At 71.2% G+C, this 14,291-nt stretch carries 9 protein-coding genes and 1 tRNA gene; 6 read left to right on the forward strand and 4 right to left on the reverse strand.

The window, feature by feature from the left end; genetic code table 11:
• The first annotated feature begins 856 nt into the window (after positions 1 to 856).
• Positions 857 to 3,301: an ATP-binding protein gene (locus tag ACOJUJ_RS09685; protein ID WP_420126662.1), complete on the forward strand. Its 2,445-nt coding sequence runs from the start codon at positions 857 to 859 to the stop codon at positions 3,299 to 3,301.
• Between the two features lie 361 nt (positions 3,302 to 3,662).
• Here the strand turns inward: ACOJUJ_RS09685 and ACOJUJ_RS09690 are convergent.
• Positions 3,663 to 3,750 (reverse strand) — tRNA-Ser (locus ACOJUJ_RS09690).
• 225 nt (positions 3,751 to 3,975) lie between these two features.
• On the opposite strand from ACOJUJ_RS09690, the gene ACOJUJ_RS09695 reads away from it, so the two are divergent.
• From ACOJUJ_RS09695 to ACOJUJ_RS09715, 5 genes are all read left to right on the forward strand, one after another.
• Positions 3,976 to 5,553, forward strand: a complete 1,578-nt coding sequence (locus tag ACOJUJ_RS09695) for a L,D-transpeptidase family protein (RefSeq protein WP_420126663.1) — start codon at positions 3,976 to 3,978, stop codon at positions 5,551 to 5,553.
• A gap of 201 nt (positions 5,554 to 5,754) precedes the next feature.
• On the forward strand, positions 5,755 to 7,350 hold the full coding sequence (locus ACOJUJ_RS09700) for a TldD/PmbA family protein (protein ID WP_420126664.1): 1,596 nt from the start codon (positions 5,755 to 5,757) through the stop codon (positions 7,348 to 7,350).
• Positions 7,351 to 7,764: 414 nt separating this feature from the next.
• Entirely contained in the window at positions 7,765 to 9,273 is a 1,509-nt protein-coding gene (locus ACOJUJ_RS09705) for a L,D-transpeptidase family protein (protein WP_420126665.1), read from the forward strand.
• A 307-nt stretch (positions 9,274 to 9,580) separates the two neighbouring features.
• Positions 9,581 to 10,081 carry a DinB family protein gene (locus ACOJUJ_RS09710; RefSeq protein WP_420126666.1) on the forward strand — a complete coding sequence of 167 codons (501 nt, stop codon included), beginning with the start codon at positions 9,581 to 9,583 and terminating at the stop codon, positions 10,079 to 10,081.
• Complete coding sequence (locus tag ACOJUJ_RS09715; protein ID WP_420126667.1) at positions 10,078 to 11,916, forward strand: protein kinase domain-containing protein; 1,839 nt, start codon at positions 10,078 to 10,080, stop codon at positions 11,914 to 11,916. Before ACOJUJ_RS09710 ends, ACOJUJ_RS09715 begins: the two co-directional genes overlap by 4 nt.
• A gap of 421 nt (positions 11,917 to 12,337) precedes the next feature.
• Here ACOJUJ_RS09715 and ACOJUJ_RS09720 read toward each other — a convergent pair whose 3' ends face one another.
• The 3 genes from ACOJUJ_RS09720 to ACOJUJ_RS09730 all read right to left on the reverse strand — a co-directional run.
• Positions 12,338 to 13,258, reverse strand: coding sequence for a hypothetical protein (locus ACOJUJ_RS09720; protein ID WP_420126668.1), 921 nt, complete (start codon positions 13,256 to 13,258; stop codon positions 12,338 to 12,340).
• 57 nt (positions 13,259 to 13,315) lie between these two features.
• Complete coding sequence (locus tag ACOJUJ_RS09725) at positions 13,316 to 13,783, reverse strand: DUF4442 domain-containing protein (RefSeq protein ID WP_420126669.1); 468 nt, start codon at positions 13,781 to 13,783, stop codon at positions 13,316 to 13,318.
• Between the two features lie 100 nt (positions 13,784 to 13,883).
• Positions 13,884 to 14,291: hypothetical protein (locus tag ACOJUJ_RS09730; RefSeq protein ID WP_420126670.1), on the reverse strand; the 408-nt coding region annotated here is incomplete at its 5' end.

Below are 14,291 nucleotides of genomic sequence, written 5' to 3' on the forward strand. Positions count from 1 at the left end.
CCGCCGGCCGCGGAGCCGCGGGCGAAGAGCCGGCCTGCGCGGCCGGGCGTCCACCCCGCCGGCGCGGCGCGGGCGTGCCCTCGCCGTCGGGGGAGGCGGGCGGATTCACGTCGTTGCGGTCGTCACCCTGAGGCACGGGTCAGGCTCCTGCGTGGTGAAACGAGGGAAAAGCCGGGAGACGGCGCCCACCCGGAGGGCGGCGCCGGCAGCAAGCGAACGGCGGCGTTGTCCGGCCCAAAGAGCGGCCGGCCGGTACGAAATTCAAGCGGATCCGGGATTCGGCTGAGGCCGCGCGCGCCACCCGAACGAATGTTTGGCGAACGGCGCGGGCAAAGCGGTCCCACAGGATGCAATCGACAGGCCATCTTCGGCAAGTGTTCCTGCCGCGGCGGCGGGGGATTTTGCGGTGCGGGGGAGGGGGTGAAGGGGGACGAGGCGCTGCGGACGGGCCCTCTCCCCCAACCGGCCTTTTGCTCGTTCCTCGCAACGGCGGTCGACCCCTCCCCCAACTTCGGGGGAGGGGTTGGTCGTGAGGCTGGCGGCGGTGAGTCGCGGATAGAACCGCGCGGGTTGGTGAGCCGCCGCCCATCCCGCGTCCTTCCCCCTCCAGAAGGGTCAACGTTCACATCCGTGCTCGCCCGGCACGCCGAAGCGTCGGCTCCCGTCACCTCTCCCCCGAAGTTGGGGGAAGGCCGGGAGAGGGGGCCGACTGCGGACGCAGTTCGATCTCTGCCGGAGCACGGGGTTCTCTCCTCCACCCGTTCACCCGTTCACCATCTGGCGTGGCGCTTGCTGCTGCGCGCGCCCGACCGCGCCCGATCTCCGGGCGCTTTCTTTCTCCACCTCCGCCACCCCGATGAGCCACACCGATCCGGACGTCGGCCGCCGCGCGCCCACGGTGCCCATGGCCGAGGTGCTGCGCAGCCAGGCCCGGCTGCGGGCGCTGGTGGAATCCGACGCCGTGTTCGTGTGGACCACCGACGCCGACGGGCGGGTGGACGACATGCCCGGCTGGCGCCGCCTGACGGGGCAGACGCGGGACGAGGTACGCGGCGACGGCTGGCTGGCCGCCATCCACCCCGACGACCGACCGGCCACACTGCTGGCCTGGGACACCGCGCGCCAGCGGCGGGGCACCTACCGCACCGAGTACCGGCTGCGGCTGGCCGACGGCACCTACCGCTGGTACCAGGCCCGTGGCGTACCCCTGCCGGGCACCGACGGTGCAATCTACGAGTGGGCCGGCACCCTGCACGACGTGCACGCCCGACGGCAGGTGGAGGCGGAGCGCGATGCGCTGGTGCAGGGGCTGGAGCGCCAGCGCGCCGAGGCCGAGGCACACCTCCTGGCGGCCTCGGAGCTGGCGGCGCAGCTGCAGGGGCAGGCGGCCGAGGCCGAGCACCAGATGGCCGAGATGCAGGCCATGGCCGAGGAGCTGGAGGCCACCAACCAGCAGCTCGCCGCCGCCCACGCCGCCGCCGAAGCCGCGCTGGAGGACGAGGCCCGCCTGGTAGAGACGCTGCACCGCATCGGCGTTTCCCTCACCAGCGAAACGGAGCTCAGCCGCATCGTGCAGGCGGCCACGGACGAGGCGACCACGCTTACCGGGGCCCAGTTTGGCGCGTTCTTCTACAACGTGCTGAACGACGCGGGCGAATCGTACATGTTGTACACGCTTTCCGGCGTGCCGCGCGAGGCGTTCGAGGGCTTTCCCATGCCGCGCAACACCGCCGTCTTTTCGCCCACCTTTCATGGCGAGGGGGTGGTGCGCAGCGGAGACATCCTCAAGGACCCGCGCTACGGCCACACCGCGCCGTATCACGGGATGCCCAGGGGGCACCTTCCCGTGCGCAGCTACCTGGCGGTGCCGGTGGTGGGCCACACGGGCGAGGTGCTGGGCGGCCTGTTCTTTGGGCACGCCGAGCCCGACATGTTCACCGAGCGGGCGGAGCGGCTGGCGGTGGGGATCGCGGGATGGGCGTCCGTATCCATCGAGAACGCGCGGCTGCACGATGCCGAGCGGCGGGCCCGCGCGGCGGCGGAGCGGGCGGCGGAGCGGGGACAGCGGCTGCTGGAGGTGGCGGGGCGTATGGCGCGCGCCCTGTCGCCCGCGCAGGTGGCCGAGGTGGCGGTGGAGCACGGGATGCGCGCCATCGGAGCCGACGCGGGCGCGATGGCGCTGCTGGACCCGGCGGGGGCGGAGTTCACCATGATGGGCACGCGCGGCTACCCGGAGCCCAGTGCGTCGCGCTTTTACCGCTTTCCCGTCACCCTGGGCGCGCCGATGTCGGACGCGGTGCTGCACAAGCGCCCGGTGCTGGTGCGTGACACGGCGGAGTGGAGGGAGCGTTTTCCGCGGACGGCGGACGCGGCGGCGGAAACCGGGTACGAGGGGTACGCCACCGTACCAATCGTGGCGGACGGGCGGGCGCTGGGGGCGCTGGGGTTCAGCTTTCGCGCGGGGCAGACGTTCGACCCCGGCGTGGACGTGTTCCTGGAGACGCTGGCCGGCCACTGCGCCAGCGCCCTGGAGCGCGCGCGGCTGTACGAGGCCGAGCGCGACGCGCGGGACGAGGCGGAGCAGGCCAACCGGGCCAAGAGCCAGTTTCTGGCCAGCATGAGCCACGAGCTGCGCACGCCGCTGAACGCCATCGGCGGCTACGTGGAGCTGATCGAGCTGGGGCTGCGCGGGCCCACCACGCCGCAGCAGATGACGGACCTTGACCGCATCAAGCGCGCGCAGCAGCACCTGCTGGGCCTCATCAACGACGTGCTGAACTTTGCGCGGCTGGAGGCGGGCAAGATCGCGTTCAACCTGGCCGACGTGCCGCTTTCGGAGGTGCTGGACGAGGTGGAGGCGCTCATCGAGCCGCAGGCGGCCGACCGCGGCATCCTGTACGGCCGCGGCGAAGGCGGCGCCGGCGTGAGGGTGCGCGCGGACCGGGAGAAGCTGGAGCAGGTGCTGCTGAACCTGCTGTCCAACGCCGTCAAGTTCACCGGCCCCGGCGGCCAGGTGCGGATGGATTCGGCGCAGGTGGGCGGACAGGTGCGCATCCGCGTGCGCGACACCGGCTGCGGCATCCCCCCGGAAAAGCTGGACGCCGTCTTCGAGCCCTTCGTTCAGGTGGATCCGGACCTCACCCGCACGCGCCAGGGCACCGGCCTGGGCCTGGCCATCAGCCGCGAGCTGGCGCGCGCCATGGGCGGCGACCTGACCGTGGAGAGCACGCTGGACGAAGGCAGCACTTTCACCGTCCACCTTCCCGCGGCGGATCCCGGAGCGGAGGCTGCTCCGGCCTGATCCTGGCCGGTAGAGCTCGGTTTCCCACCAAAATTCGAGAAAACACCTGTCATTCTGAGAGAGCGCCCGCCGTAAAGCCGCGGTGCCGCACCGGACCCATACAGCGCGACCGAAGGATCTCCCTACCCTCGCGCGGAACCCCTTTCCCGGCAACGCCCGGGAACCGCGCGCGAGGGGAAAGATTCTGCCGCCCAGCATAAAGATTCTTCGGTCGGCGCCAGGCTTTCCGCCGAGGAGAGAAGGTTGCGCGGCGCCTCCCTCAGAATGACAGTTTCGCCAGAATCCGTATCGGTTGGGTGGATGCAAAAACACCGGGGCAGCCCCTTCGCGGAGGCTGCCCCGGTGTTCTGTATCGGCCGAGCGGAGGGGGTGGGATTCGAACCCACGGCTGAGGGTTACCCAGCGGCAGTTTTCAAGACTGCTCCATTAGACCACTCTGGCACCCCTCCAATTTCCGGCGCGGACGCCGGAGCACTGCAAATCTCGTGTGTTAAGCGGCTTTCGTCAACGGGAATCGGGATCGTGAACGGCGGTGCCGGACGAGCCTCTCCGTCTTTCGCAAAGTCAGGCGCTGGCTTATGTTCCGGGCGCTCGACGTCTCCACCAGTAAGCTCAAACGTTCGCGCGGTTTGCGAAACTCCCGAAGGTCCCCGACGATCCCGATGGCTACTCTGATGCGTGCTGCCCGCGCGGCGCTCGTCGTTTTCGCGCTGGTATCGGCGCCCGCGGTGGCGCAGCAGACGCCCGGGCAGGGCACGCCCACCGCACGCCCTGCCGCGCTGCCGCCCATGCGCGCCCAGCCCCCGGCGCGGCGCCCCGCGGCCCAGCCCGCGGCGCGGCCCGCAACGCAGCCGGCACAGCGCCCGGCCGCCACCCGCCCGCGTCCCTCCGCGCCTCCGGTGGCGGCCACGGCGACCGCGCGCGCAGACTCGGGGAACGCCGGGCCGGCGCCGGAGCGGTGGGCCGAGATCAGCGTGGCGACGGCGAACTCGGGGGCGTACAAGCTGCCCGTGGGGCGCGGCCACCAGGGGCCGTCGGTGCTGCACGTGCAGGTGCTGCTGAACCGTGCCCTGTTTTCCCCGGGGATGCTGGACGCGCGCTGGGGGCGCAACACGGCGACGGCCGTGCAGTGGTTCCAGGCGCGCGAGTCGCTGCCCGCTACGGGTGTGGTAGATAGCGCCACCTACATCCGCCTGACGGCCGCCGCGGGAGGCGATTCGCTGCCGACCATCCGGCAGCACGTGCTGACGGCGGAGGAGGTGGCCGGGCCGTTCGTGCAGATCCCCACGGACATCTACGCGCACGCACGGCTGCGCTGCTCGTGCTACGAGTCGCTGACGGAAAAGCTGACGGAGACCTTTGCGTCGTCCGCGGAACTGCTGCGCAAGCTGAACCCGGGCATGACGCTGGACTCGCTGGCCGCGGGGGACACGCTGTTCGTCCCCGCGCTGCGCGACGCGAACGCGGCCCCCGCGGGCGTGGTGAAGCAGATCGTGGTGAGCGGCACCGGCAATTACCTGCAGGCGCTGGATTCCGCCGGCACCATCCTCTACCACTTCGCGGCTACCCTCGGCTCCAGCTACGATCCGTCCCCGGCGGGCGATTTTCGCGTGACCTCCATCCACCCCGATCCGTGGTGGAACTACCAGCCCAAGCTGCTGGCCCACGTGCCCGACGACCGCCCCAACGCGCTCATCCCGCCGGGGCCCAACAGCTCCGTGGGCAAGGTGTGGATGGCGCTCTCGGCGCCGCACTACGGCATCCACGGCACCAAGAGCCCGGAAACCATCGGCTACGCGCAGTCCGCCGGGTGCGTACGGCTGACCAACTGGGACGCCATTTTCCTGAGCAAGCGGCTGACGCCGGGCACCCCCGTCGCCTTCCGGGGCACGCGCGACGGCGCCGAGCCGCCCGTGGCCACCACGCCGCGGCCCACCGCGCAGCCCGCCGCGCCGGCCGTCGCGCGGGACAGCACGCGCCGCGACAGTGTGGCCGCGCAACGCCCGGCGACCACGGCACCCGCACGGCCTGCCGCGGACACGGTACGCGCCCGTCCCGCGTCGGCGCCCCAGCCCGCCGCTGACACCGCGCGCGCCCGTCCCGCCGCGACGCCCGGTCCCGCGACGCCAGCCGCGTCCCGCCCCGCAGCCGACAGCGCCCGTGCCCGTCCCGCGTCGACACCCCGTCCCGCGAGTCCGGCTCCGCGCGCCCCTGCATCGTCCGATTCGACCAGGGGCCGGCCGCGGGGCTGAGGCACGAAAGGCATCACGCGGAGGCGCGGAGGAACGGATGAGGCGCGGAGAGGGACATCCTTTCTCCGCGCCTCTTCGTGTCCTCCGCGCCTCCGCGTGAGTGCTGTTAAGGAGGGTGACGAGAACCTTGCGGATTCGCGCCGCGGGCACGATGATGCTAAAAAATCTGCATCAACATCCCTACCCGCGGAGCCTGATCACATGAAACGCCGGGAGTTCATCCAGCGCGGCACCCTGGGCGCGGCGGGGCTGGCGCTGCTGCCGCCGCGGCGCCTGCACGCCGGCAGCATGCAGGATGCCGACGAGCGCGAGCTTACGGCTCGGGCGCTGGACGCGGCGCGCTCCGCGGGCGCCAGCTACGCCGACGTGCGCATCCAGCGCAACCGCACCCAGTCCATCGGAACGCGCGAACGGCAGATCACCACCTTTGACGACCAGGAAACGTACGGCTTTGGCGTGCGCGTGCTGGCGGGTGGCGCGTGGGGCTTTGCCGCCAGCAGCGACGTGAACGCGGAGGAGATCGTGCGCGTGGCTCGGCAGGCGGTGGCGCAGGCGCGGGCCAACGCGCGCACCCTCACCCGTCCCGTGGAGCTGGCGCCGGTGGAGGCGTACCCCGACGCGCGATGGGAATCGCCCATGCGCACGGACCCGTTCGCCGTGCCGGTAGAAGACAAGGTCGCGCTGCTCATCCAGGCCAACGAGGCGGCTATGCGGGTGCCGCGGGCGCGCTTCGTCACCTCGTCCCTCTTCTTCGTCCGCGAGGAAAAGGTGTTCGCCAGCACCGTGGGGACGTACGTCGCGCAGACGCTGACGCGCACCTACCCCGTGACGACGGTGACCGCGGTGGCGGAAGACGGATCGGACTTTCAGACGCGGCAGAGCACCGACGTCCCTCCGCGCGGCCTGGGCTACGAGTACGTGCTGGAGTCCGACCTTCCGGCCCGCGCCACCGTCTGGGCCGAAGAGGCGGCCGCCAAGCTCAGCGCCAAACCGGTGGAGCAGGGACGGTTCGACCTGGTGCTGCTTCCCACGCACCTGCGGCTGATCATCCACGAGTCCATCGCCCACCCCACCGAGCTGGACCGCATCATGGGGTACGAGGCCAATTACGCGGGCACGTCGTTCATCCACCCGCCGCGTGACTTTCTGGGCAAGTTCCGCTACGGGCCTGAGATCATGAACGTGCAGGCGGAGCGCAGCGCGCCGGGCTCGCTGGCCACCATCGGCTGGGACGACGAGGGTGTGCGGCCCGACGAGTACCTGATCATCAAGGATGGCATTCTGAACGACCTGCAGACCACCCGCGAGCAGGCGCCCATGCTGGCGGAATGGTACGCGCAAAGCGGCAAGCCGGTGCGCAGCCACGGCAACAGCACGGCGGAAAGCTGGAGCGACGTGCAGTTTCAGCGCATGCCCAACGTGAACCTGATGCCGCACCCCGACCGCGACGTGCCGCTGGACGAACTGATCGGCGGCGTGCAGAACGGCATTCTGATCGACGGGCACGGCTCGTTTTCCATCGACCAGCAGCGGTACAACGGGCAGTTTGGCGGGCAGGTGGCGTGGGAGATCCGCGACGGGCAAAAGGGCGCCATGCTGCGCGACGTAGCCTACCAGATCCGCACGCCTGACTTCTGGAACTCCATGGACCTGGTTGGCGGCCCCAGCACCTACTGGGTGGGCGGCACCTTCTTCGACGGCAAGGGTGAGCCCTCGCAGCTCAACGCCGTCTCGCACGGCTCGCCCGCCGCGCGGTTCCGGCAGGTGAACGTGATCAACACGGGCCGGCGGGCGTGAGGCGGTGAACGGGTGAGCGGGTGAACGGGGGGGGGATGGGTGAACGGGGGGCGTGATGGCGGGTGGGTCGCGCCCCGCGGGGGCCCTCTCCCCCGCCGACTTCGCCGCTCGTTCCTCGCGGCTCGCGGCGACCCCTCCCCCAACCCCGGGGGAGGGGTGTTCCGTTTCCTCCAGGCTTTGTGCATGCGAAAAACCCCTCCCCGAAGTTGGGGGAGGGGTCGACCGCCGTTGCGAGGAACGAGCAAAAGGCCGGTCGGGAGAGGGCCCGTCCACAACGCCTCGTCCCGCTCACCCGTTCACCCGTTCACCCGTTCACCGCCCGCGGCCCGGAACCTGCCATCGTGCGGGGCAGCGAAGCCGCCCGTCCCTCCGCGGGGCGGGCGGCTTTCTGATGACCACGTGAACGAGGCACCCATGATCAATCGATACGCATCCGCCACACTCGCGGTGCTCCTGCTGGCCGCGTGCGGGGGCGACGCGGACGAGGCGGAGAAGATGCCGGAGCCGCAGGCCCAGGGCGCGGCGAACCCGAGCGGCGTCGAGGTGGCGTGGGAGCGCCAGACGCCGGGGATGACGCCCGAGGAAATGGAACGGGCGCGGATGGACATGAGCTGGCAGGAGCTGGTGCAGCTGGACACCACCGGCTCCGGCGCCCCTGCCCGCCCCAATCCCGAAAAGTGGGAGCAGATCGACGCGCAGGCGGTGAACAGCGGCGGCCAGTTTGTCCCCCTTACGGGCGACGTGGCCGGACCCTCGGTGCTGCGCACGCAGATCCTGCTGGACCGCGCCATGTTTTCCCCTGGCATCATGGACGGCCGCTGGGGCAAGAACACCGTGCAGGCGCTCTACTGGTTCCAGCGCCGCGAGGGGCTTCCCGCCACCGCCCGGCTGGATTCGGCGACGTTCCAGCGGCTGCGGCAGGCCGCCGGCAACCCCAGTGAGCTGGTCGTCCGCAAGACGCTGACGGAGGACGACGTAAAGGGGCCGTTCACGCAGATCCCCGACGACATCTACGAGCACGCCAAGCTAAGCTGCTCGTGCTACGAGTCGCTGACGGAAAAGCTGAGCGAGGACTACCATGCCACACCCGACCTGCTGCAGAAGCTGAACCCCGGCGTGGACCTGAACGGCCTCAAGGCCGGGCAGTCCATCTTTGTCCCCGCCGTGCGCGACGAGAGCCGCGCCGGAACCCGCGGGCAGGTGGCGAAGCTCATCGTCTCGGGGCGCGGCAGCTACGTGCACGCCGTGGACGCGGCCGGAAAGGTGATCTACCACTTTCCGTCCACACTGGGCGGCAAGTACTCGCCGTCGCCGTCCGGCGGGTTCAAGATCAACGGGGTCACGCAGGACCCGTCGTGGCACTACCAGCCCGGCATCCTGGTGGGCGTGCCCGACAACGAGCCCGAGGCCATGATCCCCGCCGGGCCCAACGTGGCCGTGGGCAAGGTGTGGATCGACCTGTCGGAGCCGCACTACGGCATCCACGGCACCAGCGAGCCGCAGACCATCGGCTACGCGGCCAGCAACGGGTGCGTACGGCTGACCAACTGGGACGTGGAGTTCCTTTCGCACCACGTGCGCGCCGGCGTGCCGGTGGAGTTCCGCGACATCAGCGGCCAGAAGCAGGCGGAAGACCCCGCCAACGCTACCGCGGCGGCCGGCGCGTCATCCTCGGCCGGGCGCTCCGCGTCGGCGGCTCCGGCGGCGTCAGGCGGGAACCGTTCATCGAGCAGTGCTTCGGCACGCGCGAGCGGGAGCGGGAACGGCACGTCCGGCGCCGCCTCGACGCCGGCGGCGCGGGCGCGGACGGAGAGCGGCAGCCGCACGCGCACCGAGCAGCCCCGGCCCCGGGAGGCGGAGACGCCCAAGGCCGCCGAGCCCGCCAAGACGGACGAGCACGCGGGCCACACGCCGCGCGAGTGACGCCGGTTTCGGACGATGAAAGAAGGAGCGGCCCCGGCGAAAGCTCGCTGGGGCCGCTCCTGCACATTCCTCCTGCATCATCCCTTGCGGAATGGCGCGGGACCAGCGGTGGCGTGCGTAAAGTTGTGCCTGTGGGGGACTGCTTATGAATGGAGCGCAGACGAGGAGTGGCCGCATGTGATACGCCACGCGTGTCAGTCTAACGAGATTGGCCCGTAAGTCAAGCTTCTTGTTCAGGCGTCGGGCACATGCCTTGCGCGTTCCGCCGCGTTTGCTGAGGTCGCCCGTTTCCTCGTGGAAAGACGAGATGTCCCAGATCCCGCGCGAAGCCGTCCTCCAGGCGGTGCTCCCCATCCTTTCCGAGGCGTTCGCCGGGCCCGCGGACCCGCGCAGCACCCACTTCGTCAACAACGTGCCTGACTGCGGCCTGTTCGGCACGCTGGACGCGCTGACGGCGGAGCAGGCCTCCGTCCCGGTGGATGAAGGCGGCGCCACGGCGGCGGCGCAGGCGGAGCACGTGCGCTTCAGCCTGGACGTTTCCGTACGCTGGATGCGCGGCGAGCGGGAAAAAGCGGACTGGGCGCGCAGCTGGGACGTGCGCGAGGTGGATGACGTGGCGTGGGCCCAGCTTCGCACGCAGCTGCGCGCGACCTACGATGCGTTCGTGGTGATGGCGCACCAGCAGCCGATGGACGCGGAACTGCTGGAGGGGCTGGTGGGCACGGTGGCGCACGCGGCCTACCACCTGGGCGCGCTGCGGCAGATCGCGAAGCATGCGCTGGGCGGCGCGGAGGCGGCGGCCGCATGAGGCGGGGGCTGGAGGGGTTGATGGTGGGCCGGACGCTCGCCGGCCGCTATGAGGTGGTGGACGCCCTTGCCCGCGGCGGGATGAGCGTGGTCTACCGCGGGCTGGACCGTACGCTGGGACGCGAGGTGGGGGTAAAGGTCGTTTCCCTGGCCGCCGCGTCCGACACGGCGCTGGCCAACTTTCGCGAGCGCTTCCGGCGCGAGGCGGCCAGCGCGGCGCGCATCCAGCACCCCAACGTGGTGCAGATCTTTGACTACGGGACGGACCCGGAGCTGGAGCTGGACTTTATCGTCATGGAGCTGCTGCGGGGTCGGGACCTGAAGGAGGCGATGATCGAGCGCCCCCTCGCCCGCCCCGAGGCGCTGCGCATTCTGCTGGACGCGGCGCGCGGCGTGGCGGCGGGGCACCGCGCCGGCATCGTGCACCGCGACGTAAAGCCCGCCAACGTGTTCCTGATCGGCGACGGCGACGAGATCGACACGGTCAAGATCCTGGACTTTGGCATCGCCAAGCCGATGGACGACGATCCGGAGCACGGGCTTACGACCATCGGCAGCCTGCCCCACTCGCCGGCGTACGCGTCGCCCGAGCAGCTGGACATGAGCGCGCCGGTTACCGCGTCGTCCGACGTGTACCAGCTGGGGCTGATCGGCTTCGAGATGCTGGCCGGCCGGCGCCCCTTCGACGAGGAGGAGCGCGCCGCCGTCCGCGCGGGCGAGGACGTGCCGCTGCCGGTGACCGACGCGTGGCGCGACCTGCCGTCCGGCGTGCGCGGGGTGATCCAGCGCGCCCTGCGCCCCCGCCCCGCCGACCGCTATCCCGACGCAGCCAGCTTTGCGGAAGCGCTCACGGCCGCGCAGGTGGAGGACGACGCGACGGCCTTTCACCCCGTTCCGGTGCCGGACGAGGACGCGACGGAGCTGCTGGGGGCAGCCGTCCCTGTCGTCACGGAGACGCCCGCCGTCATCCACGTGACGCCGCCGGCCGTGACGGAGGCGCCGCCAGCAGTGACGGAATTGCCGCCGGCTGTGACGGAGGCGCCGCCCGCGCGTGCCGTCCCCGCAGAGGGGATTCCCATCACACCGCCGCCTTCCACGCGCCGCGCCGGGTTTCCGCGCGGGCCGGCGATGTGGATCGTCCCGCTCCTTCTGCTGCTGGCCGTGGGTCTCTGGGCCGCGACGCGCGGCGGGAACGACGATCCGGCGCCGGTGGCCGCCGCGGACAACGCGGCGCTGGACACCGGCCGCATCGCCGCGCTGGACGAGGAGTTTGTGCGGCTGGAAGGCGTGGCCGGGCGCGCGGCCGTTCCGCCGCCGGCCGCGCAGCCTTCCGGCGCCGCGGGGACGACGCCGGAGCAGCCCGCCGCCTCCGTGCCGGCCCAGCCGCTCCCGTCCGCCCCCACCCCGCCGGCGGCGACGCCCGCGGCGGTGATGGCGCAGGCCGAGGCGGAGATCAAGGCCGCCGTGCACGACCTGAACAAGGCGTGGGTGGAGGGCGACATCGGCCGCCACGTGGCGCACTACGGCAGCCGGGTGGATTACTACAACTCCAACAACCTGCCGCGCTCCGGCGTTCGCCGCGACCGCACCCGCGACATGCGCCGCTACGACGATCGGCGGATCGGGCTGCGTACCGTCACGGTGCAGTGGCAGGCGCCGGACCGCGCTCGTGTGCTGGCGGACAAGGAGTGGGTGTTTGGCGGGGATGGGCGCACGCGGCAGGGGCGCGGGATGCAGGAGTACATCTTCAAGCGCGACGAGGATGACGGAAAGTGGTACGTGGTCTCCGAGCAGCTTCTGACGACCAGCGAAGCGCGTTCCGCGGCGGATCAGTAGGCTCACGGATCCGCCGATTCCCCGAGGCGGCCGTTTCCGATGCGGCTTCGGCTGAGGGCGGGCCCTCCGCCTTGCAAGGGCAAATAAATTCGCTGCAACAACTACACAAAGTCCGCCTGCGCGGACTCGGCGGCCCGGCGACGTGCCACGTTCCATGCGCCTGCGCGTCCGCAACCGGAGTGCGTTCGGTCAAGACCCTGTGTGTCGGGGCACGCTGCAGCCGCGGCTACAGTCCACGCAGGTGGACTTCGCGATTTTCCAGCGGCGAATTCATTCGCTCCTGGTGCGGACTCGGCGGCCTAGCGGTGTGCGGCATTCCAGGGGCCCGCGCGTCCGCGACGGGGGGACTCGGCGGCGCGGTGGACCTGCGGCGCTGACGCGGGCTCCCCAAACAACAAAGGGCTGACCCGCTCCCGCGTGGTCAGCCCTTTCCGTTCCCCTTCCCGTTTCCTCTGCCTCTTCCCTTCCCCTGATTCCCGTGCTCCCGCGCGTGTCCGTCATCCCGGCCGCGTGCGTCGTCGCGGCCGCGCGAGTCGTCACGGCCGCGTGATCGCCCGTCGATGATCCGTGGCGCGGAAGTGGCGGATCCGCCCCTGGGGATGCGCGTCACCGCGATCGGGCTGGCCACATTGCCTCCGCCACCCGTATCCCCTCCACCGCCGCCCCCATCCTCCGACGCCGCGTCGATGGCGGCGTCGTCATCGCCCGCGCCGGTGACCGTGGCGATGCGGGTGGGGACGGTGATGCGCGTGGCGAGGACGTAGCCGTTCTCCGACCGGCCTTCCAGGCGGATGGAGTCGCCGGGCGCCAGCATGGTTACGTCCGCGCCGCCACCATCCTCCCCCACCAGCTCCGTCGAAGGGCCCACCACCACCCGCAGGTCCGGGATGCGCGCCTCGTCCGGCCGCACCAGCAGCGCGCCGGCTTCGGACGACCAGGCCAGCACGGCGCCGCGCAGGTCCACCTGGCGCGGAACGCGGCTGGCGGGCGCCATCCGCAACCCGTTCACCGTCACCATGTCATCGCCGTCCAGCCGCACCGTGCGCGGAAAGGCCAGGCCGGATTCGCGGTCCACCCGCAGCCCTTCCAGCCCCACTCGCGCGCCGGGCGCCAGGCCGGAAAGGTTGAGCACGGCGGCGGTGTCGGAGCCGTTCATCAGCCGCAGGCTCACCGGGCCGGGCGTGAGGTCCGCCAGCTGGAACCCGGCGGTATCGGCGGGCTCGCTGCGCTCCGATTCCACCACCCACACCCCCGTCGCCGTGAGCCCCGGCGCAAAGGTGCCTTCCACCGCCGCGCCGTCCTCACCGCCGCCGCACGCCGCCAGGGCCAGAACCGGGACCATCCATCGTATCCGCATGGGCGCCACGGCGGGCAGCAATCGTGCCGATCACCCGCCGGATCAACCGTCCGCGGGCCTATTTCGGCGGATGTGGATGATTTTCTCCACCGTGGCGTGCACCACGCCGTCCGCATCCACAAGATCCACCGTGTAGGTGCGTTCGATGGCGGGGGCGTCGATGAGTGCGGCGCGGATGGCGTCCAGCTCCGCCTGATCGAGCAGAAAGCGGGCGTGCAGCGTGGTGCGGCCGGGGCGGCGAAAGCGGATGGAGGCGGACTTGTCCCACACCAGGTAGTCCGGCCCCAGGTTGCGGATCAGCATCACCATGTAGATGGGATCCACCGCGCCGAACATGCTGCCCCCAAAGATGGAGCCCACGTAGTTGCGCGTGCGCCAGCCCAGCGGCACCCGGATGCGGATCTCCCGCCAGTCGTGGGCGATGTAGGCGATGCGGCCGCCGGTGCCGCGGTACGCCGGGAACCAGTTGAAGCCCCAGCGCTGCACACGGGTGCGGAGGGATTCAGGCATGGGACGGCAGGCTCAAGTGGCCAGGGTCAAGTGCCCAGGATCGGTGCCCACCGATGCCGTTTCCTTGATCCTGGACACTGGGCACCTGAACCTGTCTCGTCTACAGGTGCTTGATGCACCAGGTGTGCACCCGGTCCATCTCCGCGGCCAGGTCTTCGAGGAACGCGGCGCCGCCGCCGGCCTCGGGATCGGGAAGCTTGAGCCCGGCAATCTGCAGGGTGCGCGCGTGGTCCGTCACCAGGTCGCGGGCACGGCTGCTGGCCTGGTAGGCGCTCCACCCCTCCGCGTCCGCCTCGCGCGCCCAGCAGTCCACCTCCGCCAGAAAGGCGAATACGACGGACCAGTAGCGCCACTGCGGCACGTCGGGCGTGCGCTGCGCGTTGAGCTTGACCAGGCGCAGCACGGCCGCCCACGCCGTGTGGTCGGCCAGGTACGAGACCGGCGCCGTGTCCATCCGCTCGATGAACCCCGCCAGCGCCATCTCCTCCGCCGCCGTGCGCACGGCGCG

It is taken from the genome of Longimicrobium sp. (assembly GCF_048594345.1).
GTDB lineage: Bacteria > Gemmatimonadota > Gemmatimonadetes > Longimicrobiales > Longimicrobiaceae > Longimicrobium.